Source organism: Leptolyngbya sp. FACHB-671 (assembly GCF_014695745.1).
GTDB lineage: Bacteria > Cyanobacteriota > Cyanobacteriia > Elainellales > Elainellaceae > JAAUTN01.
This window is the reverse complement of the sequence record NZ_JACJOV010000157.1, coordinates 13,014-37,403: the sequence shown is the minus strand read 5'-3', so window position 1 is coordinate 37,403 and position 24,390 is coordinate 13,014. Positions and strand designations below refer to the sequence as shown.

Here is a 24,390-nt window from a genome sequence, read left to right as displayed (position 1 = left end):
TTTGGTGCGTTCTGATGAAAACGATTCAAGCCGTTGCTCGATATTTTCCAGAGAAGTGTGGTGGCATTCACATTCACCTGAGCGAACTGCTACCTGTGCTGAAGTCCCTCGGCGTAGAGAGCAAAGTTGCGGCATCACAGGATTTACCAACCGAAGATCACTACACTTACCGGGACACGGAAGTTTATCGCTATCCAGTGTCTCCGCAGCCTAAGTCTGAGCCCAATCATGGGGCGATCGCCCACGGTGGGTTCGACTACTTTGCTCAATGGCTCAAAGCCCAACAAGCGGATGTGTATCACCAGCACCAGTGGACACCCAAATGTGGCTTACCCCATCTGCGTCTGGCGAAGGAACTGGGAATGGCGACGGTGGTGTCGGTGCGGCTGCCCCAACCAATTTGCCAGCGCCAAACCATGATGCTGCACGGGGAAACAGCCTGTGACGGCAAAATTGACGTGGTGCGCTGTAGCCGCTGCTGTGGCGTTTCGTCTGATTTACCACCCGCAATTGTTAGGGGGTTGAGCCATACGCCAATGCCGATTAGCGTGGCAGCAGCAGGAATCTTGCGGCGGCTCAACTCAGGAAGTTTTCGCTCGGTAGCAGAAGCAACGCTGCGACCGATCGCCATTCCTGCATTTGTGGCAGCGCGTCAGTACGGGCTACAGGAAATGGCGCAATTTGCCGATCGCATCATCGTCATGAGCGAATGGGTGCGGCAGGCATTGATGATCAATGGCATTCCTGAAGAGAAGCTGTTTTTGCTGAAGCACGGCATCTCGGATACGTTTGCTCAGCAAAAAGTAGCTCATGTGAAACGGGGCGATCGCCTTCGGGTCGGTTTTTTGGGACGTTGGGCACACGACAAAGGCATTCACGTTTTAGTAGAAGCAATCAAACGACTACCAGAAGACTTTCCGATCGAACTCATTCTGCACGGCGTACCGCAAGATGCTGCCTATCGAGAACGCATCACTGCCCGGATTGGCGACGATTCGCGTATTCGCGTTGCGAAAGAACTGTCGCGGTCAGAATTGCCCCAGGCGTTGGCTGGATTTGACGTGCTAGCAGTTCCCTCACAGTGGCTAGAAACGGGGCCAGTTGTGGTATTGGAAGCTCATGCACACGGGTTACCCGTGATTGGCTCTGACCTGGGCGGCATTGCTGAAAAGGTGAACCACGGGGTAGATGGGCTGTTGGTTGCAGCTAGCGATCCGGGCGCTTGGGCAGAGGCATTTGCGCGACTGACGCTGGACGAAGGCTACTTAAATCAGCTACGAGCCGGAATTCAGCCTGTCCGCACGATCAGCATGGAGGCAGCAGAGTCGCTGATGGTCTACCAGAGCGTGCTGGCAAAACAGTCTGCGGCGGGTAATTCCTGGGCTGATACAACCTCAATGGGAGCAGGCGATCGCGCTCCAGTGCGAGGCTTAGCCGGATAAATCACTAAATTGCTGGATCTTCCCAACTTACAAGACTTTGAACATACGGGTGAACGTGATGACTGCTGCAAACCCACTTCCTCAATCTCGCTGGACACACTACAAAGAAGCAATTCTGACAACGCTAGTAGGCTGGGTGCCACTCTCAGTCGGTACGGCGCTGCGGCGACTGCTGTATCGAGCGATTTTGGCGCGAGTTGGTGCTGCGGTTGAGATTCGGCCGGGGGTTGAGCTAATCAATGCTGATTGTCTGGAGCTGGGCGATCGCGTCAAAATCGATCGCCACGTCCGGATCAGAAACATTGGGCAAAACACAATTCGGATTGGCGATCGCGTCACCCTCAATCGTGGAGTCGATATCAAAATGCACTCCGGCAACGGGGGGCAAATTGAGATCGGGCAGCAGACGGCGATCGGTCCCTACACCTGTCTCTCAGGTCGCCAGATTAGCATCGGACGCGATTGCTTGATTGCTCCCCAAGTTGGCATTTTTGCGAGCAGTCACGTGTTTACCGAGCTCACCCGCAGCATTCGAGAGCAAGGACAAAGCTACAAAGGCATCGTGATTGAAAACAACTGCTGGCTGGGCAGCGGCGTCAAAGTGCTAGACGGAGTCACGATTGGCGAAGGCAGCATCATTGGCGCAAATGCCGTGGTAACAAAAGACATTCCAGCGTATTCAATTGCGACTGGAATACCCGCCAAGGTCGTTCGGCGTAGGGTTAATGAGAACGACACCAAGCTTCATACATCTGAGTTGAGTGCAATTACAGCCCTAGTCACTCCCCCTTGATGGGCGGATGGATTAGGAACACCAGTGCTAGTCAGTGTCGCTATTAATTCACATTTGATGATTTGCAGTTAGGAACGAAGTCCGCATGAACACTGAAAAGCTTTTAGCACAACTCACTCATTGGAAAGAAGTTTTAGTCGTTGTCTTCTTTTCGTGGATACCTCTTTCCCCAGGAAGGACATTGCGAAATCTGGCATACCGCAGCATTTTAGGCCGAATCGGAAAGTCTACCAAAATTGAAACGGGAGTTGAATTGATTAACGCGAATTCAATCGAGTTGGGGTATGGAGTCAGAATTGACCGCGATGTTCGCTTGAGAAACGTCAGGCGAAACACCAAAATTTGCTTGGGCGATCGCGCCTGTTTGGGTCGAGGTGTAAATGTCAAAGTACATCCCGGTGAAGGCGGCAAAATCGAAATTGGCGATCGCACTTCCATTGGACCCTACAGTTGCCTATCGGGTCTGTTTATCAAAATTGGCAAAAACTGTTTGATCGCGCCACACGTCGGCATCTTTGCCAACAATCACGTCTATGCCGACCCAACTCAGCTCATCGTCGAGCAAGGGCACTCCTACGAAGGCATTGTGATTGAAGACGACTGCTGGCTGGGCTATGGAGCCAAGGTGATGGACGGAGTCACCATCAGCCAGGGCAGCGTGATTGGCGCAGGAGCCGTTGTCACCAAAGACGTTCCACCCTATTCGGTGGCTGTGGGTGTGCCTGCAAAAGTGGTTTCACAGCGAGAGCAAACGCCTAAACAGGCTAAACACTCCAGACGCTTGAGATTCCAAAGGCTGAGCTACTCATCAATCGGCTAAGTCAAACAGGTTGATCGGTCTGGACAATCTAATTTTTTCAAGTCAGGTGAATTCCATGATTAAGGGTTTGAGGTTCTCTCTACTTACATCTGTTGCAACGGCAGCAATGCTGGCAGTTCCGGCGCTCAGTTGGGCGCTACCGCTGTCACCAGGTGATCGCATTCGGATTTCGGTTCCGGCTGACGATGCCATTCCTGAAACCTACCGCTTCAGCGGCATTTATGAGGTCAACCTAGACGGAACGCTGCAAGTCCCCTTCCTCGAGCCAATGCCAGCAGCGGGCTTAGAGGTCGCTCAAGTGCAAGAGCAACTAACCGACTCTCTAGTGAGCGGCGGTTTATTTCAGCCTCAGTTCCTTCAGGTGACGGCTCAGGTTGTGGATTGGGGCCCCGTGCAGGTGACAGTAGCAGGTGCAACTTTTGAACCGGGTCGCATTCTGGTCACCGATCAAACCCCCTCCGAAGCGGCACCCCGCGATGTAGTTGTGGAAGAAACTCAAACTGAACCTTTCACCATTTCGGGAGAATATCCGGTTGGGCGCTATCTCACCTCTGTGCTGCGGCGGGCAGGTGGCTTGACTCCCAAAGCCGACATCGAAAACGTTCGCTTAATTCGCGGCGATGAAGAAATAGTCGTCGATTTGTCGGGCGTGCTGAGCGGCGAACCCGTCGAAGACATTGCGCTGATTGCAGGCGATCAGATTGTTGTGCCGGAACTGACCCAAATCCAGCCAGAACTGGTGCGCCCCTCGCAGGTGACCCCTTCAGCGATCGCCATCTTCCTCTCCAACCAAACCACCCCAGGCGGCAGCGGTGGCAATGGCGAAGTGACTCAAGTTGCCTACGGTTCACGCTTTTCTCAGGCGGTTGTGGCGGCCCAATGTGCAGGTGGAACGCGATCGACCAATGCCAATCGGCGCGTTACGCTCATTCAAACCAACCGCAGTACAGGGCAAACCGAAGTTTTTGATCGCAAAGTTGAAGACCTGCTACGAAACTCTAACGACACCGAGATTAACCCTTACCTCATGCCTGAAGACAGCATCGTTTGCTACGACTCAGCCGTGACCAACACAACAGGTGTACTCGACTTTATTGGCAATATCCTTAACCCGTTTAGAACCCTCCGCTCAATCTTCTTTGACTAAATTCTTGCAGCCCCATTCTTTGATTAACCCTTTAGCTAAATGAGTTGAACATTATGACAACGTCTCCTGCAATTCCGGCTTATGTTCCTGAAACGACCCCCTCTCACGGTCGCTGGCTGCGCTATCTGCTGATAGGACTGGCAGCTAATGCACTATTGTGGGGACTGGCATTCGCCTATCTAAAGATGGCAAAGCCAGACTACGCAAGCAAGTGGGCGATCGCCCTACCCTCTGCTGGCACCACTACCCGCGTCGCTTTGCCCGACATTGGTGACACCACCTCTGAGATTCGATCGCCCTACAACAACCCCGACATTCAAGACCCGCGCGAAAACTATAAGTTCATTCTCACAAGCAGTGCTGTGATTGAAGCCGCAGCCGAAAAAATCGGGCTAACCAGAGGCGAGTTTGGCACACCAGAAGTGCAAATCGTCGATAACACCACCCTGATCTCAGTCACGATGGAGGGCGACTCGCCCGAACAGGCTCAACGCAAAGCTCAAGCTTTGTATGAGTCCCTGGAAGAAAGCCTGAGCCAGCTTCGGATTCAAGAAGTTTCACAAAAAAATGCAGGCGTGCAAACGGCACTGGCAAACGCTCAGGCAAAACTAGAGCTAGCCCAAAACGAACTGTCGGCGTTTAAGGCTGAATCGGGCTTAAGCTCAAACATGCAAATTGACCAGATTTCCACCAACCTGGAAGAACTGCGTCGCGAACGCGCCATGATCGCGGCCCAGCAGCAGCAGTCCAACGCCCGTCTGGGGCAGCTTTCTCGCAATCTAAACGTCTCTCCCCGACAAGCGGCAGATGCCTTTAGCCTGAGTGCGGACCAGCTTTTTCAAAGAAATTTGCTCAACTATAGCGAAGCCAGCGCTGCTCTAAGTGTGCTGTCAAACCAGTTTGGTCCCAACCATCCCATGATTGTGCGAGAGCGAACTCGCCAAGAAGCTGCCAGAACCGCCATGCTACAGCGAGGCAGCACCGTTTTAGGGCGACCCGTTGATCAGACAACTCTGGCACAGCTTAACCTGGGTGAGGGTGAGCAGCGCTCCTCAGCTCGGGAAAACCTGTTTCAGGAAACCGTTTCTGCCCAAGTTGACAGTCAGGGTTTGAGCGCACAAGCCGCAGAACTCGATCGCCAAATTGCTCAGCTTGAAGGCAGGCTGCGCCAAATGACCCAGTACGGCTCCAGGTTAGAGGCGCTGTCTCGTGATGTGGCGATCGCCGAAGCCGTTTTCTCTTCTACGATTACCCGTCTAGATCTGAGCCAGTCTGATATTTATGGCTCCTACCCGCAGGTTCAGCTAATCAATCAACCCAGCCTGCCTGCATCCGCCGCTTCTCCTCGGTCCAGCCTGGTTCTCTTGGGTACAGCCGCTGGTTCTCTACTGATTAGTATGGCCATTATTGCGCTCTGGCTCAGACCTCGTAGACCGCTGGCAGATGCAACCGTTGCAACAGCAGGGCAGCCGTCCCAGCCATTAGCACCTCAGCCCTACATTGACATTGAAACCTTGCGAGCATTACTAGCTCCTAAGCCACATGAGTTAAATGGTTCAGCCAAGCATGAGTCTGCTCCAGAAGTATCCATTGTTAATGCTGAAGACAAATAGCCTGACTGCAAACCATTCTCTCCCCCTTCAATGAAACCCCAAAACTTTGAAGAAACCGTAATCTGGTACTACATTATTGGCAGCATGGGGCTGTATTTCATCGGAGCTTTGTTTGTTACTGGACCTGCCCTTGCTTGGCTCTTAGCCCTTTACGTAATTAAGCGACTCTGGCAACAAACAGACGAAACCCCTGCTGACCAAAGAATTTCAATTCCACTAGGAGTTTGGGTGTGGATTGGAGCAATGCTAATGATTGGCTTAGCGCTAATCATCGGACACATCAACTTCAACTACGATGACGCCAAAATCATCAAATCATTTATCAACTTCTTCCTGCGAACCTGGGCATTGTTAGCGTTATTTCCGCTGATTGGCTGCCTCAACATTCGACCGCAGCTAATCTACCGGGCAATTTGCATTTTGTGTCTGCAATGTTTGGTGCTGATTCCAATTGCCTACCTGCTGAGCACAACGGGAATTGAAACTCCTTTGTATAACGTTTCGCTGATGGCTAAGATCGGCGGAAACAGCGAACGTTTTTATAATGTCAGCTTGTTTTTGCGGCAAGAGGGCGAAGTTCGTTTGCTCATCTTTGCGCCCTGGGCACCTGCTCTAGCCTTTGCAGGCAACATTTACTTTTGTCTAGCGAGCCAAGATGCTGACAAAAAATGGCGCTGGATCGGCATGTTTTCTAGCGCGCTCATGGTTTGGGGTTCGGCTTCTCGACTGGGTTTACTATGCCTTGTAAGTTTGCCGTTTTTGAAGGCGATCGCCGCTAATCTCAGCCGCCCCAGTGTACAAATTGCGACCGGACTCTCTAGCTTTGCGGCTGGTCTTTTTGGACCTCAGCTAATTGGTTACGCAAGAGACTTTAAAGACTATTTTGACAGCCAAAGAGCTTCCTCTTCCAGCCTTCGGGGACTCCTGGCAAGAATGGCATTCTATCAATGGCAAGAAGCCCCAATTTGGGGACATGGAATCAAAGCTCCGCGTGGTCCGGCCGTAACAAACTTTATGCCCATTGGTAGCCACCACACCTGGCTAGGACTGCTCTACGTACATGGGATTGTTGGCTTTATTGCCTTAGCGATTCCAATGTTGTACAGCTTTGTAGAACTAATTATCAAAGCCCAAAAAAGTAAGGCTGCTCAAACAGGATTAGCTGTACTTCTGATCCTACTTCTCTTCTCATTTGGCGAGAATTTGGAAACTCTAGCCTACCTCTATTGGCCAGGCTTAATCATGCTAGGTATCGCCCTTAAGGAGCCATTTCCAGCACTTTTTTCTCACCTCAGACCTCAACTCAATCAATCTCAAGCTTGAGTAGGGGCAAACGGTTGTTTGCTCCCTATAGCAACAAAACTTTAATTCCTAGTTTGTAGAGGCTCATATCATGCCGTGTGTGTCTGTGATCGTTCCAGTCTACAATGCTGAGAAGACCATACTTGAGACGATTGAATCTATTCAGGCGCAGACCTTTTCTGACTTTGAATTGATTGTGATTAACGATGGCTCAAACGATCGCACCATTGAGCTTCTCAACACGATTAACGATCCTCGACTTAAAGTTTTTTCCTACGAAAATGGCGGATTGCCTGTAGCGCGAAATCGCGGCATTCAAAGGGCTACAGGAGAGTTTATTACTTTCATTGATGCCGACGATTTATGGAAACCCAACAAGCTAGAAGCTCAGCTTAAAGCATTACAAGCATATCCAGAAGCAGGGGTTGTCTATAGCTGGACAGCTTTTATTGATGAAAACAGCAATTTTCTTTATGCTTGGGAGCCACTTCACTGGCAGGGAAATATTTATCCTAAATTGCTTATTCGCAATTTTATTTCTAGCGGTTCCAACATTCTGATTCGTAGGCAGTTTGTTCAAGCTGCGGGAGAGTTTGACCCTAATCTAAAATCCGTTGAAGATTGGGACTACTACCTACGCTTAGCAGCTTTGTGTCCCTTTGCTGTAGTTCCTGAATATCACATTCTGTATCGCCGTTCTACTCAGTCGATGACCTCCAAAATTGAGGTCATGGAAAATGCAAACTTGACTGTAATTGAAAGGGCATTCAAGGCAGCACCCCCAGAGCTTCAGTATTTAAAGAATCAAAGTTTGGCTAATGCTTATCGGTATTTAGCGAAACAGTGTTTGTTTAATGGAAGCGATCGCCAGGGAGTTCAGCAAGCTCAGCGAAAGCTCTTAAAAGCTATTCAACTATCTCCCAAAATTTTGTTGAACCGCGAAACCCTACGCTTAGTTCTCAAACTGCTAACCGTAAAATTTCTCCCTCAGGGAACTGCCCGTCGTTTCATTCAATTTCTAGGGAAGAACTTTCCAATGGTGTCAGTATCAAAAGCAAATTGAATACAGGAACTTATTTTTTGACGTTGCGGTCGGGGTTATCTTTGTGAGTTTCGTTAGACAATTCAGTGTTGGAATTAAACGAAGAGTCTACCAATCCAACTTTCGGAAGCGATTGCTTAATTCCTCTAGAGAAGACAAGCAATCTGTAAGCAGAACTGTTTTACCTCCAAAGCTCGAAAGTGTGAAACAGTTAGTTCTTAAAAAAGTAGTCAACAACGATTTCACTCGCAACTTGGGCTGGTTAAGTATTGCCCAATTAGCAATTCGAGTTTCCCGGTTGGCGGCAACAGTAATTCTGCCGCGCTTTCTAACGCCCCACGATTACGGTTTGGCGGCATTGGTTTTAACCACTTACGAATTTACTCAAACTTTTACCAAGATCGGCATCTTTGCTAAAGTCATTCAATCTGATGATGAAAGCCTAGAGAGTACTGCGATCGGTGCATACTGGCTAAACTGGATCATTTACGCAGCATTATTTTTGCTTCAGTGCATTGCAGCTTTTCCAGTTGCCTGGTTCTATAACGACGACCAGCTAATTCTACCTATTTGTGTGCTGGCTCTAACATTGTTGGTTAGCCCATTTGGGCGGGTACAGTCAGCTTTAATCCAGAGAGAAAATCGGTTTAAGACGATCGCGATCGCCCAAGCAGCACGTTATGGAACGGCAAACATTTTGACCGCAGTATTTGCCTTTATGGGCATGGGAATGTGGGCAATTGTTTTACCGAGACTCTTAGCAGCACCAATCGAGTTCGTCATTTATCTAATGAATCATCCCTGGCGACCTAATAAAGGATTTACGACCGAGAAGTGGGGCATAATCTTTAATTTCGGCATAAACATTCTTGGGATTAATCTATTAAAAACCTTGAGAGAAAATTTAGATTATTTGCTAGTCGGTCGTTTCTTAGGCGTTACACAGCTAGGAACTTATTTCTTTGCTTACAATGCAGGATTAGGAATTAGTCTGACTATCATTCAGTCGATTATGACGGCTTTATATCCACATTTATGTAAGCTGCGATCGCAATTTGCTGCCTTCAAGAAAGGCTACTTCAAGAGTCTTAAAACGATTGGATTAATCATTACTCCATTCGTCTTGCTACAGTCAGGTCTTGCGCCTTTTTATGTTCCTATCCTATTTGGTGAACAGTGGACACCTGCTATTCCCATTCTGGTTCTGATTTGCCTGTCTGCAATTCCTCGTGCTTTTGACTCAGCCGCTTTTAGCTTATTAGCAGCTGTTGATGAAACTCGTCTCGGTTTAATCGGCAATGTCATGTTTACGGCTATCTTTGCCGTTAGCATTTTGGTCGGTGTTCATTGGGGAGTTGTAGGTGTGGCGATCGCCGTTCTATTAGCTCATGCCATCTTTATTCCGCTTTATACTGCTTGGGCAACTCGCTATGTTTTTGCCAAGCAGCGAGCGCTTGCCCAAGCATAAATTACTGTTACTACCACGCTAAGGAATCTGTTATGAAAAAAGCGTCTGTGATTGTTCCAGTTTATGGAGTTGAAAAGTATATAGCGGCGACGGTGCGATCGCTCCTAGAACAGACTTATCAAAATTTTGAAATAATCTTAATTGATGATGCCTCTCCCGATCGCAGTATTGAGATCTGTCAGCAATTTTCTGATCCACGCATCAAAATTATCCATCAGCAAAACCGAGGTTTGGCGGGTGCCCGCAATACCGGAATACGCCATGCTGAAGGAGATTATATTGCTTTCCTGGATGGGGATGATTTGTGGCTACCAGAAAAATTAGCCAAACACATTGAGCATTTAGAAAATTCGCCAGAAGTGGGTATTAGCTTTAGCCGTTCTGCATTAATCGATTCAGCAGGAAATTCTTTAAATACTTACTTAATGCCCAAATTGACAAATATTACAGTAGAAGATCTATTTCGTAGTAATCCGATTGGCAATGGTTCCGCAGCGGTGATTCGACGGCAAGTATTAGAGGAAATTCGTTTTCAAGATAGCCTCTATGGAACAGTAGAAGATTCTTATTTTGACGATCGCTTTCGGCGTTCAGAAGACATTGAGTGCTGGTTGAGAATTGCAATTCAAACATCCTGGAAAATTGAAGGAATTCCTGAAGCACTAACGCTTTATCGAGTTAATGCTGAAGGGCTTTCTGCTAATTTACTCAAGCAGTTGGAGTCTTGGGAACAGGTGCTTGAAAAGGTTCGTTCCTATGCACCTGAGCTAGTAAAAGAATGGGGAGATTTAGGGGTCGCCTACCGATTGCGCTATCTTGCTCGGACAGCCGTTCGGCTCAAAGATGGGGCAATGGCAGTAAATTTGATGCATCGTGCGATCGCTACTTCTAAACAAATTCTGTTAGAAGAACCGCGCCGAACTCTAAGAACCTGGTTTGCTGCCTATTTGCTTTACCTATTACCTCAATCGCTTTACTCAAAGATTGAAACCCTTGCAGCGAAAGCAGCAGGCTCAATTCAAAAAGACCGCATTCAGAAGGAGCAAATTCAACAGGCAACTTCTCCATAATTAAATTAGTTAACCCTCTAACGTAGGTTGGGTAGAACAGAGTGAAACCCAACATTCTTTTAGCTTTTGCTGGGTTACGCGATCGCTTCACCCAACCTACGATGTGTTAGTGGCTTCGGAAGTTTTAAGAGTCAACCAACTTTGTAATTTAACTGGATCTAACCCATGAAAAAAGTGTCTGTAATTGTTCCTGTTTATAAAGTTGAGCAGTACATCGCTGTAACCGTTCAGTCTGTTTTAGATCAAACTTACTCTGATTTTGAGCTCTTGATCATTGACGATGGTTCTCCTGATCAGAGCGTTAGTATTTGTCAGCAGTTTCAAGACCCGCGCATTCAGATTATTCGTCAGCCCAATCAAGGCGCAAATGCAGCTAGAAACGCAGGCATTCGTGCTGCCAAAGGCGAGTACATTGCATTCCTGGATGGAGATGATGTATGGCTACCAGAAAAGTTAGAAAAACACGTTGAGCATCTCGAAAACTCACCCGAAGTTGGCGTTAGTTTTAGCCGTTCTGCATTCATTGACGAGCAGGGCAATGCTTTAGGTATTTATCAGATGCCTAGATTACAAGACATCGAGATTTCTCATTTAATTTGTCGAAATCCGATTGGCAACGGATCAGCGGCGGTGCTGCGACGAGAGGCGATCGCCGCCATCAAATTTGAGGATAACCTGCATGGCATCACCCAAGATTTTTACTGGGATGAGCGGCTTCAGGGTTCTCAAGACCTCGACTTTTGGTTTCGGATCGCGATTCAAACGCCCTGGAAGATTGAAGGAATTCCTGAATCTCTGACCCTTTATCGAGTCAACTCAGCCGGAATTTCAGCTAATCTGATGAAAAAGCAGGATTCCTGGGAGCAGGTCATCGAAAAAACCCGGTCTTATGCACCGGACATCGTCGCGCAATGGGAGAACCCTGCTAGAGCCTATCACTTGAGATATCTAGCCCGCAGAGCCGTGACGCTGCAACTGAGAAAAGATGCCGTTTCGCTGTTGCATCAGGCGATTAGAACTCACTGGCGCATGGTGATTGACGAACCGCGCCGCACGTTGATTACCGCTGCTGCCGCCTATCTGCTGTGGCTCTTGCCGCAGTCGCTCTACACTCAAATGGAGACGCTGGCACTGAAAATTACGGGAGCGACTCAAAAGCGACAAATTCAGCAAGACCAAACCGGACAGCTTGCATGAAGCGAAAATTTTGGATTTTGTTTGGCGTTGGGCTGTTTGCAGCCCTGTTTTTATCGCTTCTTCTGATGATGCGATCGCTTGGCGTGGAGCAATCCCGCCTAGAGCGGCTAACCCAGGGCATCAATGTGGCTCACTGGTTTGCTCAGGCAGAGTTGACGGCTGACAACTTCCAAAATCGAATCCAGCCTGAAGACATTCAGCTAATCAAACAGATTGGGTTTCGGCACATTCGACTGCCGCTCGATCCGACAATTCTATTTGACAAAGAACAGCCAGAGCGCTTGAATTCAGAAAATTTGCCCTATGTTGATGCTGCCCTGGATCAGATTTTGGCGGCAGATTTGGCGGTGATTGTGGACTTGCATCCCCGGTCGGAATTCAAGCGACGGCTGTATCAGGAAGAATCATTTGTTGAAGCAGTGGGCTTGTTTTGGCGATCGCTTGCTCAACACCTAAGTTCACGCAATCCAAACCAGGTTTTTCTGGAAGTCATGAATGAGCCTGCAACCCGAAATCCGCAGGATTGGTATGCCATTCAGGAAAGGCTCTTGGCTGAAATGCGGGCTGGCGCACCCGATCATACTCTGATTGCTTCAGCAAATCTGCGCGTAGAGGACGACTGGGACACGATCGTAGCGCTGCAACAAATTACGCCCGTGGAAGACCCTAACGTCGTTTACAACTTCCATTTCTATCAGCCGATGTCTTTTACTCACCAGGGAGCAGACTGGGGAGAAGACACCTGGGAACATTTTCGCAACGTGCCTTACCCAGCAGATGCAGAGGCGATCGCTGCTATCCTACCTGAGATCGAAAACGAAACAGCTCGGGACTGGCTGATGGACTACGGAGAGGAGGAATGGAATGCAGCAAAACTGAAGGAAAGCCTCCAGCGGGCGGCAGAGTGGGGGCAATCCCATCAGGTACACGTCACCTGTAATGAGTTTGGCGTTTATCGTCGGGCTGCACCCGTAGAGGGGCGTGAGGCATGGTTGCGAGATGTGCGATCGCTGCTAGAGCAATCTCAAATTGGCTGGGCGATGTGGGAATATGACTCTGGCTTTGGCGCAATTCGCCGCACCGATGGAGAGCGTGTCCCCGATCCGGTGGTGGTAAAGGCGCTTTTTAACTAACTGGAGGTAGTCAGTTGGACGATAGGCAAACTAGGATCTAGGATCTGCATACCTGGTAAAACTAGATTGCCAGGTTGAATAACTGGATTCAACAATCCGGTTACATCTCATTGAATTTAACAGTACGAGTGATGGCGTAGTGATGGATCATGATCCTTTGATTGCGTATCGTTGGGAAGACTTTACCCAACTGGCCTCAATTTTGCTCTTAGTTGGGCTAGTGGGGGCAGTGACCGTTCTCAAGAATAGCTTTGAAGGCAGCTTCTTCATTGAGGCAACCTTATTTGTGGTTTTGCTGACCTCTGGAGCCATTGCAATTATGGCAATGGCAATTTTTCTAGGAAACGTAGCTTAAGCAGCTAAGCTTTTCTATTCAAACCGCTGATTTTGGGCTGACCAGCGTTGTAGTCCGTAGGTTTGACCATTCGCAACCAATAAAGCCGTTGTGCCGTCGCCGGGGTTGGCGATCGCCACCAAAAATTGAGCTGCGTCGGTACTCAGTTCGCTATAAATTAACTGCCCCTGAGCTGAAAAAATCAGCGTTCGAGTTTCATTCTGATCTGCCGCCTGAGCGCTAGCGGTGACATAGCTTGAAGCAGCTAGCAGGCTGGGCTTGAAGGTAAATACTGATTCAAGCTGTCCATCTCCAGTCAAATCTATCAACTCGACCGACCACTGCCCTACCTCTTGCAGCAAGTCCGGGTCTTCCAGATCGGTAGCTTGAACCTGACCTGCTCGCTGCAATTCCTGCCAAAGATTGGTCAGTAGCGCTGACCCTCCGTCGGGCTGCTGTTGGCTTAACTCGTCCAGCATTAGCAAGTTTCCTGTCTCCAACCAACTGACGGTGGATAGGGTAATGGCTAATGGAGAAAGCGCTTGCCCAGCAGATGAATTTGCATTAGATGGCGGTGAACCTGCTGCCAGCAGTTGCAGGTTGCCGCCGCTAACACGAGCCGCTTTGACGGTTGCTTCAATCGTTTGAGGCTGACCATCGGCTGACCACACCAGGATTTGAATGGGCGAATTATTCGTTAGCCCCAATAGGCTCCAGAGCCGCTGAGCCGCTCCAGTAGAAGGTAAGTTCAGGTCAGAAAAGGGCGATCGCCGCCAGCGCTGCCCATCATGAAAATTAGCAAGCTGGATCTGATACCAAACTTGCTGCCCCGTTAAGGTCAGTGGACTGTTAGCTTGGGGGCGCAGCCAATCTACCGCATTGATGCTAGAAACCTGGGTCGCAGAGCCAATCATGCGGCTATCATGGCTGGCTGTAAGCGTTGGTGCCGATTGGGGATTAACCAGATTCAGGACTTGCTGGATGCGGGTATTGGTATCTGGAGACGGGTTTTGTTGGCGCAACCAGGCGATCGCAGCGGCGCGATCGCGCTGAGCCGTTAGCACTAGAGCGCCCCAAATCTGGACATCGGGCTGGTTGCGGTTAACCTGAAGAGCAGCATTAACTCGTCGCCAAATCCGGTCAGAGTCAACCTCCAACAGACTCGACAAATCGTAACCGTTGCGAATCGTGGTTTGCAGTAATTGCAGTGCGTTGCCCCAACGTCCGTCAATTAGCTGTGCCAAAATCTGCTGGCTGGGGCTAGCCCAATCACGCTCTGCTTGAGCTTTGGTGGCGTTGGCATGGAGCGCAATCAGGTCTAGCTGAGCTTGGGCTGGAGCTGACCAATTCGCTGCATCGATCTGCTGCTTGAGGGATTCCAGCGTTCGCAGTGCTGCCGACCACAACCCATTTCGCGCCAGAGTCAGCCCGTTTTCATAAGTCCGACTATCAAGAGCAGCTTGTTCCAACAAAATTGGTGTCAGGCGAATCGGTTCAGTGGACGATTGCAACCTCTCTACCTGATAAACCTTGAAGCTTGGCTCCAGCCCAACCGTTTGGTTAACAACCAGTTCTGTGGCTTCGCTGCCCGTGATCTGCTGCCAGGTGGGAAACTTTCCAGCGGGGCTTGTCCATTCCACTAGAGAATAGAGCTGTGGAATTGCCGGATCGTAGCGCACCACTTGCCCATAGACGATGCGTGTGCTGCCCCGCATCCGTTCACCGCTGAGATGTAGCCAAATTCCCGGCTCTGTAGCATTGCCTTCGATTAGAGTGACAGTGCTGAGCGGCATGATCCGATTGGAGCCAGGGACAGCCGTCGGCGAGGTAACAAACGGGTCAAGCACAAAAAATTCTTCAGGGCCGTTTACCGACATCCGGCTCATCAGTTGAAAGGAACCAGGGCGCGCTCCCTCCCTGGCTGAAAGCGGACGATAAATTCTGACTTCGACTAGCCTGCCGCAGCCAGACGGAACGGAGGCGATCGCCCCCCTGCCACCACAGTGATCAGATTCCGCCAAAATTGGGATCAGCAAATCCTGCGGCAACCCTACCGTTGCCGGGAGGTAGAGCGGAGTGCCTAGCGATCGCCCTGCCTCGGTCGCTTCTGCTTCAATCTCAGCCAGCGTTTGAATGACCTCTCGCTGGAGTGCGTGACGATTCCACTCTGGCATCATCCAGCTTAGCCATCTGACTGACCCAGGGTTGATGATGAGCTGCACCGCCAGCCAACCTCCGCCCACAACGGTTCCCGCCATACCCAGCAGGACAAAGGAAACGAGCAAGGCAGACTTGATCCTTGATCCTCGTTTCGGTTTAGGCGTAACTAAGACATTAATGGCAAGACGGCCCGCTTCATCCTCTAGCTCTTCGTCCAGTTCCTCTTCTTCAAGCCACTCTGGTTCTGCCTTTCGGGGCGATTGAGCTTTCTTGGAAGATTTTTTGGATTGAGCCGACACCAACACGTTCACCTTGACGGGCACCTTGGCGGGTGGGGTAGGTGTGCTGCTCGTTGGTTCTGTAGATTGTCCGTTTTGGGCAGACAGAGTTCCCTGAGTTAAGCGTTTTTGGTTAGAAACCAGCACATTCACCTTAACCGGATGAGAGGCGCGATCGCCTCTCTGCTGTCCTCCTGAACGCTTAGGAGGAACGGGCTGATGCTTTTGCCGCTCCTCTGAAGCTGAATCTAAGTCATGTGGTCGTTTCGCCATCCAAAACTGCGTAGATTTCTACCCTTCAACAATTGCCCGCTCATAGCGCTGTCCGGCTTGTTCCCAAGTATAGGTGTTCTCGACGAGTGATCGACCATTTTTGGACAATTGACCCCGCAATTCTAGATTCTCAAACAGACGGCTAATTGCGTTGACGTATTCCTCAACCTGGTTAGCCCGCAAAGCCGTTAGAGGATCATTTTCGCCATCTACTGCCAGTCCTTCTAAGCCGCGATCGCTGCCTACCACAGGTACCCCAGCCGCCATTGCTTCTAACGTCTTGTTTTTGATCCCAAAGCCGGTTCGCATGGGCACCACACAGACCGTTGCACGATGCAAGTATTCTGCCATCGAGGGAACCTTCCCAGTAACCGTGATACCAGGGCGATCGTCCAATTGCTGCACCTGCGGCACGGGACGGGCACCTACCAACTCCAGCGTCACATCGGGGTAAAGGGCTTGGATTTTAGGAAACACTTCTTGGCTAAAAAAGCAGACCGCATCAATGTTAGGCGTATTGTCCATCGCGCCGATAAAAATCAGCCGATGTCCTCCCGGATCGGACGCACGATAGGGAAAGGCAGAAAAGTCCACGCCATTCGGAATGACAGCGATCGGTGTCTTCGGGCTAAACCGCTGAAGCTGATCCCGGTCTTCCTCAGTGGTCGCCACGATGGTAGAAAATTTGCCGCAATATTGCCGTTCATAGCGGTGCAGCAGCGGCAGGTTGAGGCGATCGCGCAGCCAATTCTCAGAGGTGCCCGTCTCAAGCTGATTTTTACAGGTGCCATAGACCGAACTATGGATGTTGACGATAGTGCGAAGTTGCGATCGCCATTCTGGCTTCACGTAAATTTCATTTACACTATGTTCACAGGTCACGGCTGCAAATTTGCCTGCTTGTACTGCCTGATCCACCCAATTCTGAATCTCAGGCGAATAAATCGAGAGAACGCTGGGCGGCGTTCCCTCAGCCAAAAAGGTGCCGAAGCGCTTTAACTTGCCACCGATGCTTTGCCCAGCAGCGGCTTGAGGGCGCGGAAAAACTACCAGTTCTGTAACTGCCTGCCGCAATTCCTCTATCTCAGAGTCAGTTACATCAGGGGAACGTTGTGTTATCAGGGTGATATCGTGACGCTGGCTCAAATACTTGATTAGGTTAAACGTTCTAACCTGAGTTCCTCCCCGTGTGGGTGGGTAAGGGAACGTTGCAGAGAGCATCAGGATCTTCATCAGGGGAATTATTGGGATAGATATCAATTTCACCAGGGCAATCGTAGCTAATCGTAGCGACTGGGTCACCTGTGTGAACAGCAATGCTTCAGAAATCCAAACCTTCCATGACTGAAATTCAACTTGGTGCGATCGCCATCCTCGCTCTAGGCATCTTCTTTCGATGCACAGCTTTAGGGCAAAAACTCTATTGGTACGACGAAGCTTTCACATCTCTGCGAATCTCTGGCTACAGCGAAGCAGAGGTGATGCAGCAGGCATTTAACGGCAAGGAAATTACGCCGCAAGAGTTGCAGAAATTTCAGCATCCCAATGATCAAAAAGGCATTTGGGGAACGATTCGAGGACTCGCCCAGGAAGAGCCACAGCATCCGCCGCTGTACTACACGCTGATTCGACTGTGGGCGCAATGGGTAGGCAGTTCGGCAGCGGCCGTAAGAAGTTTGTCTGTAATTTTTAGCTTACTAGTCTTTCCCAGCCTCTACTGGCTTTGCCTGGAGCTATTTGGGTCAACGGATGTGGCATGGTTGGCGATTGCCCTGGTTGCGATCTCGCCCCTGCATGTCGTCTTTGCCCAGGAAGCTAGACAGTACAGCCTGTGGACAGTGTTAATTTTGGTAGCCAACGCTGCGTTGCTTTACGCGATGCGAGTCGATAGCTTTGCCAGTTGGGCGCTTTACGCTGTGACGCTTTCCCTGGGGCTGTATACGTTCCTGTTTTCAGGGCTAGTGGCGATCGGGCACAGCATTTATGTGATCGGAGTGGAGCAATTTCGCTGGACGCCAATCTTAGAACATTATCTGCTGGCTTCAATCGTCGCCTTGCTCACATTCGTGCCCTGGATTTGGGCAGTCGCCACCCGCCACAGTTCCGTGCAAACCACAACTGCCTGGGCAAACCGACCGTCTAGCTGGAAAGCGATCGCCAGAGTTTGGGCATTGAATTTGAGACGCATCTTTTTCGATGCAGACTTCAAACTTCATTCTCAGTTTGCTTACACAGCCAGTATTTTCGGTGTCTATGCTTTTGTGCTGCTGTTGGAAATCGGTGCAGTCTACTGGCTCTGGCAATCTACCTCGATTCGGGTTTGGCTATTTGTCTTCACCCTGATTGGCACGACGGCTTTCACAATTCTGCTACCCGACCTGATTTGGGGCGGACAACGATCCACCGCTACGCGATACGCCATTCCCTGCTACTTGGGCATTCAAATCGCGGTTGCTTATTGCCTGGTAAACCTACTGGAATCCAATGCTTTTGGTTCATGGCAGCAAGTGTTAGCGCTGGCTGTTTTGGCAGGGGCGATCGCCCTCAGCATTCTCTCTTGCAGCATTGGCGCTAAAACCCCGATCGGCTGGAATAAGGTCATCAGCTACTACAATCCGCCTATCGCCAAGATCATCAATCAATCGCCACGCCCCCTGCTGATTGCAAACACCTCAATGGGGGGGGGTGAAATTTTGTCACTAAGCCGTTTACTGAATCCAAACGTGACGCTTCAACTGACCGTCGAGCCGAACGTGCCCCAGATTCGAGCAGGCTTTAGTGATGTTTTCTTAATGACTTACTCGCAGTCCTTGCGATCGCAACTCGCAGCACAGCAGCAGGCATCTGTCCAACCTGCTTACCAAGAACGAGGTAGAACCTGGCTTTGGCGGCTCACGAGCAAAAACTAGCCTCAGTTCAAGGAATCCGTCCCATAGCTTCTGAACAAGCAGACAGAATTAGAATTGGGAACCTTAAAGGGTAACCAGCTTGAATCTTTCAATTCAAATTCATCTTGAGTCTTCAATTAACTAATGCATTTCGCATTCTAGAAAAGGATTTATGCAATCGCGCGGACTCTATACCTTGGCAAATGATCGGGTCTATGACCAACTCATTGCCCTGCTTAATAGCATCGAAGCAAACGTTAGTTCAAATATTCCTATTCTGGTTATTCCTTTTGATCATCAGATTGAGAGAATCACTCAAGAAATAGAATTCAGACCTAATGTAAAACTTTTTCAAGACTGGAACTCAATTCAACGCTGGGAAGACTTTGCTCGGCAGGTTTGGACAGCCCATCCTATCGCCCAATCTCAATGGCTAACTCGTTTGCCAGCAAAAAATATAGGGCTGCATCGCAAATTTGTTACTTTTGACGGACCGTTCGACCAGTTCGTATTTTACGACGCAGACAGTCTAGCGATGAAGCCGATTGACGACATATTTGAAAAGCTAAATACCTACGATTTTGTATTTAATGATTGGGAACATAACAAACCAGAGGGGCAGACTGCCCTTGATTTAGCATTAGCAACTCAAACAGGTTGCTACCCTGAAACTCAGGTTAGAACTAAACTGCATTGCTCTAGTTTCTTTGGCTCAAAACGAGGCATTTTCGCGGAGCAAGAACTATTAGCTCTAAAGCAAAAACTGATTGACTGCCAGGAAGTATCTTGGGTTCCTCGATGGTGGGATGATGCTTTTCTGTTTAACTATTTGACCTTGAGAAGCGATCGCCCCCAATTTAACTTTACGCTGAGTCTCAACGCGCAGGAACGGACTGGCAACTGTGCTGATGCCGATCCTTTCGTCAACATTAATAACGTTCTTTACAATGAACAAGGCTTAAAGCCAATTCATCGCTTGCACTACATGAATTACTCTCCAGAAGACTTTTTCTGCCTGAGCAAAGGAGAGGATGTCGATGTATGCTACAGAGAAATCTTTTTACATTACCGTTTCTTAAAACAACCCGATCAAGAGCCCAAACATTTACAAGCGGTCAACTTTCCGACTCAATTGGGTCGCTACATCCAAAAAATTTCTCAAAAACTCAGGTAAACGCTTCTAGTACTATACCTGCCTGGAAAAATTGAATTTAACCTTCCTCAAGGTACGCACTGTAGAGGGAGAAATAATATTAGAAATTTTTCTTGTTTTGACCTTCAAAGTATCCCATTCCTTGTTGCTTCTCACAACATTCAGAATCTCTACAGTCATCCTCTTTAGACTCTTGAGCCTGCTGCTTTTAGGGAAATCCAGGCTAACTGCAAAATTTGAACCAAGGCGGTTAACGGGCTGCCATGCAGCACTGACATCAAAGTTGGTTCGCACATTATTACCATGAGCCACCATTAACCAAACAGGTTCAGCTACAATCTGGCAAGTTTTATAGTTGCTAATTTCAGTATGACCGTATTCAAGAACGGTTTTGCAATCGCCTTGATAGGATTCGATCAACGTATGGAATGGCGAAGTCAACCATTCTCTCAGATAAAGCTTTTGTTCGCTAACTCGATACAAATAGCCGAACGGAAAGTTAATAAATTCGAATTCTTGCTTCCTAAATTGGTTTTGAACTAGCTGCAAGAAATCTTTCGAAATTGCATCGTCGCTATCTAAGCTAGTCGTAATCAAGTACTTGCAATTCTGATTTGTGTGTTCTCTAACTACTTGCCTAACCGAGTTTAGCAATGTCTCCCGACTCTCTATGTAGATGGGAACAAGCTGAGTTATTGAGCAATATTTTTCAACTCTCTCTTTAAACTGAGTCGGTAAGGCTGCATCTAGAAGCATCAACCAGGTAAAATTCCTGTTGGTCTGTGCTGTGATGGACGGAAGGCAGATCTGCTCGAACAAAGCAAACCTTCTGCTGAGGAACTCTGGCTCGTTGCGATCGCTTCTAGGACGCGAAATCTGCCAGTCCACGTTCATCCGAGTGACGACAAAGTGCTTAAATTCCTGGGTCTGCATCAGTTACCTCACTTTAGTTAGAAAAACTGATTGCCTTGAATGGCTTAAAGCTGCCGCTGACGTTAAATTCTTCTCAACTTAGTTAACATTTGCTAAGACCGCATCCCCACTAGGGAAGGTTCCTCAGCTTAATTTTGGGTTTGCACAACCAGGGTTGTATGCCTAGGAGCGAGGCTATGCGACCGTAGAATTCTTACGAGCACCGATTAAGCTCTGTTGCTTAATCCACAAGGCTTCTCGGCAATCATCTAAAGAATCGGGTCTGTTGGGTTGGCTAATATACGTGAGGAACCTGGCGATCAGGCTTAAGCTGCAAAACCAGAGCAATTGACCAACCATAGTCTGACTGTTGATCCCCCTTTCATTAATCTGTCCACAATTCAAACAGATGCCTAAAGTTAGTGTTTGTATTCCTACCTACAATCGAGAGAAACTGCTGCCGATCGCCATTCAAAGCGTGCTTCAGCAAACTCTCCAGGATTTTGAACTGATTATTTGTGATGATGGCTCAACCGACACCACGGCTGAGATCGTGACTCAAATCGATGACCGTAGAATTCACTACGTTCGGCATCCTCGAAACATTGGCAAGAGCAATAACATGCGCTCTGGTTTTGAAGCTGCCAGTGGTGAATATTTTATTAAATTTGATGATGACGATCGCCTCACGCCTGACTTCCTGGCACGAACTGCGACGATTTTAGACGAACAGCCCGACGTAGATTTTGTTGGTACCGATCACTGGGTAATCGACATTAATAATGCGCGAGATCCGCAAGTGACAGACGACAATTCCCAGAAGTGGGGGCGCACCAATTTATCAGCTGGGATCATCCCAAACTTGCTAGAAGTCGTGTTTGTGCAGCAGAGTTTTCAAATTGGCGCAACCTTGTTTCGGCGGCGAGTTTTAGCAGAGCTGGGCTATATGCGTCCTAATATTCAAAACTGTGAAGACAATGATTTGCTGGTGCGTTTGGCTCTGGCAGGTAAAAAGGGTTATTACTTACCAGAGCGGCTAATGGAATATCGCTTTCATGCTCAGCAACAGGGCATTGGACGAGCAATTCCCTACTTAAAAGACAAAATCCAATACCTGGAGAATTTTCAATTTGAGTCAGAAAAACTAGAGCAGATTAGGCGATCGCGTCTTGCTGAGTCTCAGCTTCTTTTGGGATTGCGTCTGATCGAGACGGGCGAGACACAAGCCGGAAAGGCGCTAGTTCGGGTCGGTCAATCTGCTTCGCGTCCTAAAGCTTTAGTAGGATTGGCTCTATCTTTCTTGCCCATGACTTTAAGAAAACCCACGTTTCATCTATTGAGGCAAGTACAATCTCAGTCGATTTAACCCAATTTGATCTACTTCGGAGTACGATCTTAGAAACTAGGTTTGGCGATCGCCTTGAAATAGCAACTACGCCAAACAAGCAAAGACAAACCCTCCGGCTGAGGTCTTAATGGAGATTCGGGAACAGCTAAGCCAGCAGCGCGTAAAATACATCATCAGTAGCTATCAGCTGAGCGGCAATGAAGTAGATAGATTCAATACCTATCTAGATGAACTTCTGCAAATTTATCCACCGCCCCTGATCGAGCTAGCCTTGGTTGAAACGCTGGTCGATCAATGGTCAAGCGTTCCAATGCTGAGAGGAGTAGAGTTTTTAACCCAATCCCACAACAAGCTTAAAACTTGGGAAAATCAGCCGATTGTTAGCACTATTACCCCATCTCAGTTTCAGCAAATAGCTGGACTTGACCCTACTCCTGTGTTTGGCTCTACCGAATTGCCGCCAACTCGCCCGATTATGCGCCCCTCATAAGCTGCTGCTTGAAGTTTTATGCTCAAGCTTATTTCGGGCTTCCATGATAGGTTTTGCGATCGCCACCAACCCCACCACTTCAATCGCATGATGATGCAGGATTTGCATTGCAGAGCGAGCCGTTGCTCCCGTCGTGTAGACATCATCCAGCAACAGCACCGCAGATGAGCGATGGCGCTGAAGTTCCTTACCCACCCGAAATGCGTCGCTCAAATTTTCCTCGCGGGCTGTTGCAGAAAGAGTAAATTGCGCTTCCGTCGAGCGAATCCGCTCTAGACCTCGCCGCTGCAGAGGCAAACCTGCGAATTCGCAAAAATGTTTTGCCAGCAGTTCAGCCTGGTCATACCCCCGCTGCTGCTTTTTGGCAGCGTACATTGGAATAGGCACGACCGTCGGCTTTTGACGCAGCATCTTTTGCTGGGATGACTCTAGCCAAGCCTGAGCTAACCAATGTCCCAAAGGGCGTGCTAGACGAGGTTGGTTGTCATATTTGAGGGTGGCGATCGCCCGTTTCAGCGCCCCACCGTACACCCCCCACGCAAACAAGGGCAGTGGTTCCTGCCACTGAGCGTCACTGCCCTGACATCGTTGAATTTGCCGTTGACACCCCTGGCACAGTTCCCCCGGGGTAGACCGTTGACAAAGCGAACAGCCCAACTCCAAAAACAAATTCAGCAATCCGCTCAAACTCTGCACCTGTCCCTCCCCCATTTGTAGTAGGCAGACACCCTGCAATTCCGAGTAGAATGCGGGTAACAAATCTATAGTTCCACTTTCTGCTGTGCGATCTAATATGTTTGTTATCTCGTTTCATCGCAAACCCTAGTAAGTTCCCTCTCACAACCGCAAAACATTAACAAAGGACAGCTAACACAATTGCACATGGCTCTGATCAAGCAAAACCGAGACTTACCGACTATTAACGAACGAATTCGCTTTCCAAAAATTAGGGTTATAGATACAGATGGTGGGCAGCTAGGAATTATGGTGCCCCGCGATGCCCTGAAAATGGCAGAGGAAAAAGAGCTGGACTTGGTGCTTGTCAGTGACAAAGCAGACCCGCCAGTTTGCCGGATCATGGACTACGGCAAGTTTAAGTTTGAGCAGGAAAAGAAAGCGCGGGAAGCCCGGAAGAAGCAGCACACTTCTGACGTAAAAGAAGTGAAAATGCGATACAAGATTGAAGATCACGACTATCACGTTCGGGTAAACCAGGCAGAAAAGTTTCTTAAAGCAGGCGATAAAGTTAAAGCTACGATCATGTTCCGGGGTCGGGAGATCCAGCACAGTGACCTGGCAGAAACCCTGCTGATGAGAATGGCAACCGATTTGCAAGAAGTTGCTGAACTTCAGCAGGCTCCAAAACGTGAAGGGCGCAACATGATGATGATGCTCTCTCCCAAGAAGTAGGAATACTGCTTACCTGGCGACACAGGAAGTGGTCAAACCATAGGGATTTTGGACGTGGAGGTTTGACTTCCACGTCCAAATTTGTTCATCAGAAAATAGCTGTGAAAGCTCCAAGGC

21 protein-coding genes are annotated in these 24,390 nt (G+C 48.9%); 17 read left to right on the top strand and 4 right to left on the bottom strand.

The window, feature by feature from the left end; genetic code table 11:
- Nucleotides 1-14: 14 nt before the first annotated feature.
- From H6F93_RS28335 to H6F93_RS28280, 12 genes are all read left to right on the top strand, one after another.
- Nucleotides 15-1,442 (top strand): glycosyltransferase, encoded by a 1,428-nt coding sequence (locus H6F93_RS28335; protein ID WP_190688437.1) that lies wholly within the window; start codon nucleotides 15-17, stop codon nucleotides 1,440-1,442.
- Nucleotides 1,443-1,500: 58 nt separating this feature from the next.
- Nucleotides 1,501-2,235, top strand: coding sequence for an acyltransferase (locus H6F93_RS28330; RefSeq protein ID WP_190688434.1), 735 nt, complete (start codon nucleotides 1,501-1,503; stop codon nucleotides 2,233-2,235).
- 85 nt (nucleotides 2,236-2,320) lie between these two features.
- Nucleotides 2,321-3,055, top strand: coding sequence for an acyltransferase (locus H6F93_RS28325; protein ID WP_190688430.1), 735 nt, complete (start codon nucleotides 2,321-2,323; stop codon nucleotides 3,053-3,055).
- A 55-nt stretch (nucleotides 3,056-3,110) separates the two neighbouring features.
- On the top strand, nucleotides 3,111-4,202 hold the full coding sequence (locus H6F93_RS28320) for a polysaccharide biosynthesis/export family protein (protein ID WP_190645910.1): 1,092 nt from the start codon (nucleotides 3,111-3,113) through the stop codon (nucleotides 4,200-4,202).
- A 53-nt stretch (nucleotides 4,203-4,255) separates the two neighbouring features.
- Nucleotides 4,256-5,815, top strand: a complete 1,560-nt coding sequence (locus tag H6F93_RS28315) for a GumC family protein (RefSeq protein ID WP_190688427.1) — start codon at nucleotides 4,256-4,258, stop codon at nucleotides 5,813-5,815.
- Between the two features lie 30 nt (nucleotides 5,816-5,845).
- The gene (locus H6F93_RS28310; protein WP_190688424.1) at nucleotides 5,846-7,138 is read left to right on the top strand and encodes an O-antigen ligase family protein; all 1,293 of its coding nucleotides are present in this window, start codon (nucleotides 5,846-5,848) and stop codon (nucleotides 7,136-7,138) included.
- Nucleotides 7,139-7,208: 70 nt separating this feature from the next.
- Nucleotides 7,209-8,180 carry a glycosyltransferase gene (locus H6F93_RS28305; RefSeq protein ID WP_190688421.1) on the top strand — a complete coding sequence of 324 codons (972 nt, stop codon included), beginning with the start codon at nucleotides 7,209-7,211 and terminating at the stop codon, nucleotides 8,178-8,180.
- A gap of 181 nt (nucleotides 8,181-8,361) precedes the next feature.
- Nucleotides 8,362-9,627, top strand: coding sequence for an oligosaccharide flippase family protein (locus tag H6F93_RS28300; protein ID WP_190688416.1), 1,266 nt, complete (start codon nucleotides 8,362-8,364; stop codon nucleotides 9,625-9,627).
- Between the two features lie 32 nt (nucleotides 9,628-9,659).
- Nucleotides 9,660-10,697, top strand: coding sequence for a glycosyltransferase family 2 protein (locus H6F93_RS28295; RefSeq protein ID WP_190688413.1), 1,038 nt, complete (start codon nucleotides 9,660-9,662; stop codon nucleotides 10,695-10,697).
- Nucleotides 10,698-10,862: 165 nt separating this feature from the next.
- Entirely contained in the window at nucleotides 10,863-11,894 is a 1,032-nt protein-coding gene (locus H6F93_RS28290; protein WP_190688410.1) for a glycosyltransferase family 2 protein, read from the top strand.
- Nucleotides 11,891-13,027: a glycoside hydrolase family 5 protein gene (locus tag H6F93_RS28285; protein WP_190688407.1), complete on the top strand. Its 1,137-nt coding sequence runs from the start codon at nucleotides 11,891-11,893 to the stop codon at nucleotides 13,025-13,027. Before H6F93_RS28290 ends, H6F93_RS28285 begins: the two co-directional genes overlap by 4 nt.
- A gap of 142 nt (nucleotides 13,028-13,169) precedes the next feature.
- On the top strand, nucleotides 13,170-13,382 hold the full coding sequence (locus tag H6F93_RS28280) for a hypothetical protein (RefSeq protein WP_190645918.1): 213 nt from the start codon (nucleotides 13,170-13,172) through the stop codon (nucleotides 13,380-13,382).
- A gap of 14 nt (nucleotides 13,383-13,396) precedes the next feature.
- Here H6F93_RS28280 and H6F93_RS28275 read toward each other — a convergent pair whose 3' ends face one another.
- The gene (locus tag H6F93_RS28275) at nucleotides 13,397-16,072 is read right to left on the bottom strand and encodes a hypothetical protein (RefSeq protein ID WP_190688403.1); all 2,676 of its coding nucleotides are present in this window, start codon (nucleotides 16,070-16,072) and stop codon (nucleotides 13,397-13,399) included.
- 18 nt (nucleotides 16,073-16,090) lie between these two features.
- Entirely contained in the window at nucleotides 16,091-17,293 is a 1,203-nt protein-coding gene (locus H6F93_RS28270; protein WP_199314143.1) for a glycosyltransferase family 4 protein, read from the bottom strand.
- A gap of 119 nt (nucleotides 17,294-17,412) precedes the next feature.
- Here H6F93_RS28270 and H6F93_RS28265 point away from each other — a divergent pair, with 119 nt between their 5' ends.
- On the top strand, nucleotides 17,413-18,981 hold the full coding sequence (locus H6F93_RS28265; RefSeq protein WP_190688398.1) for a glycosyltransferase family 39 protein: 1,569 nt from the start codon (nucleotides 17,413-17,415) through the stop codon (nucleotides 18,979-18,981).
- Nucleotides 18,982-19,132: 151 nt separating this feature from the next.
- Nucleotides 19,133-20,134 carry an Npun_R2821/Npun_R2822 family protein gene (locus H6F93_RS28260; RefSeq protein WP_190688395.1) on the top strand — a complete coding sequence of 334 codons (1,002 nt, stop codon included), beginning with the start codon at nucleotides 19,133-19,135 and terminating at the stop codon, nucleotides 20,132-20,134.
- 12 nt (nucleotides 20,135-20,146) lie between these two features.
- Here H6F93_RS28260 and H6F93_RS28255 read toward each other — a convergent pair whose 3' ends face one another.
- Nucleotides 20,147-21,001: a glycosyltransferase gene (locus H6F93_RS28255; RefSeq protein WP_190688392.1), complete on the bottom strand. Its 855-nt coding sequence runs from the start codon at nucleotides 20,999-21,001 to the stop codon at nucleotides 20,147-20,149.
- Between the two features lie 433 nt (nucleotides 21,002-21,434).
- Between H6F93_RS28255 and H6F93_RS28250 the strand changes: the two genes are divergently transcribed.
- Both H6F93_RS28250 and H6F93_RS28245 read left to right on the top strand, forming a co-directional pair.
- Nucleotides 21,435-22,391: a glycosyltransferase family 2 protein gene (locus tag H6F93_RS28250; protein ID WP_190688389.1), complete on the top strand. Its 957-nt coding sequence runs from the start codon at nucleotides 21,435-21,437 to the stop codon at nucleotides 22,389-22,391.
- Between the two features lie 109 nt (nucleotides 22,392-22,500).
- Nucleotides 22,501-22,863, top strand: a complete 363-nt coding sequence (locus tag H6F93_RS28245; protein ID WP_190688385.1) for a hypothetical protein — start codon at nucleotides 22,501-22,503, stop codon at nucleotides 22,861-22,863.
- Here H6F93_RS28245 and H6F93_RS28240 read toward each other — a convergent pair.
- Entirely contained in the window at nucleotides 22,858-23,574 is a 717-nt protein-coding gene (locus H6F93_RS28240; protein ID WP_190688381.1) for a ComF family protein, read from the bottom strand. The genes H6F93_RS28245 and H6F93_RS28240 overlap by 6 nt on opposite strands.
- 171 nt (nucleotides 23,575-23,745) lie before the next feature.
- On the opposite strand from H6F93_RS28240, the gene infC reads away from it, so the two are divergent.
- Nucleotides 23,746-24,273 (top strand): translation initiation factor IF-3, encoded by a 528-nt coding sequence (gene infC / locus H6F93_RS28235; RefSeq protein ID WP_190645927.1) that lies wholly within the window; start codon nucleotides 23,746-23,748, stop codon nucleotides 24,271-24,273.
- Nucleotides 24,274-24,390: the final 117 nt, after the last annotated feature.

Bases quoted from the DNA above. Each gene is read 5' to 3' on its own strand.
- H6F93_RS28335 (WP_190688437.1), top strand. From the start codon at position 15: ATGAAAACGATTCAAGCCGTTGCTCGATATTTTCCAGAGAAGTGTGGT.
- H6F93_RS28330 (WP_190688434.1), top strand. From the start codon at position 1,501: ATGACTGCTGCAAACCCACTTCCTCAATCTCGCTGGACACACTACAAA.
- H6F93_RS28325 (WP_190688430.1), top strand. From the start codon at position 2,321: ATGAACACTGAAAAGCTTTTAGCACAACTCACTCATTGGAAAGAAGTT.
- H6F93_RS28320 (WP_190645910.1), top strand. From the start codon at position 3,111: ATGATTAAGGGTTTGAGGTTCTCTCTACTTACATCTGTTGCAACGGCA.
- H6F93_RS28315 (WP_190688427.1), top strand. From the start codon at position 4,256: ATGACAACGTCTCCTGCAATTCCGGCTTATGTTCCTGAAACGACCCCC.
- H6F93_RS28310 (WP_190688424.1), top strand. From the start codon at position 5,846: ATGAAACCCCAAAACTTTGAAGAAACCGTAATCTGGTACTACATTATT.
- H6F93_RS28305 (WP_190688421.1), top strand. From the start codon at position 7,209: ATGCCGTGTGTGTCTGTGATCGTTCCAGTCTACAATGCTGAGAAGACC.
- H6F93_RS28295 (WP_190688413.1), top strand. From the start codon at position 9,660: ATGAAAAAAGCGTCTGTGATTGTTCCAGTTTATGGAGTTGAAAAGTAT.
- H6F93_RS28290 (WP_190688410.1), top strand. From the start codon at position 10,863: ATGAAAAAAGTGTCTGTAATTGTTCCTGTTTATAAAGTTGAGCAGTAC.
- H6F93_RS28285 (WP_190688407.1), top strand. From the start codon at position 11,891: ATGAAGCGAAAATTTTGGATTTTGTTTGGCGTTGGGCTGTTTGCAGCC.
- H6F93_RS28280 (WP_190645918.1), top strand. From the start codon at position 13,170: ATGGATCATGATCCTTTGATTGCGTATCGTTGGGAAGACTTTACCCAA.
- H6F93_RS28275 (WP_190688403.1), bottom strand. From the start codon at position 16,072: ATGGCGAAACGACCACATGACTTAGATTCAGCTTCAGAGGAGCGGCAA.
- H6F93_RS28270 (WP_199314143.1), bottom strand. From the start codon at position 17,293: ATGCTCTCTGCAACGTTCCCTTACCCACCCACACGGGGAGGAACTCAG.
- H6F93_RS28265 (WP_190688398.1), top strand. From the start codon at position 17,413: ATGACTGAAATTCAACTTGGTGCGATCGCCATCCTCGCTCTAGGCATC.
- H6F93_RS28260 (WP_190688395.1), top strand. From the start codon at position 19,133: ATGCAATCGCGCGGACTCTATACCTTGGCAAATGATCGGGTCTATGAC.
- H6F93_RS28250 (WP_190688389.1), top strand. From the start codon at position 21,435: ATGCCTAAAGTTAGTGTTTGTATTCCTACCTACAATCGAGAGAAACTG.
- H6F93_RS28245 (WP_190688385.1), top strand. From the start codon at position 22,501: ATGGAGATTCGGGAACAGCTAAGCCAGCAGCGCGTAAAATACATCATC.
- H6F93_RS28240 (WP_190688381.1), bottom strand. From the start codon at position 23,574: ATGGGGGAGGGACAGGTGCAGAGTTTGAGCGGATTGCTGAATTTGTTT.
- infC (WP_190645927.1), top strand. From the start codon at position 23,746: ATGGCTCTGATCAAGCAAAACCGAGACTTACCGACTATTAACGAACGA.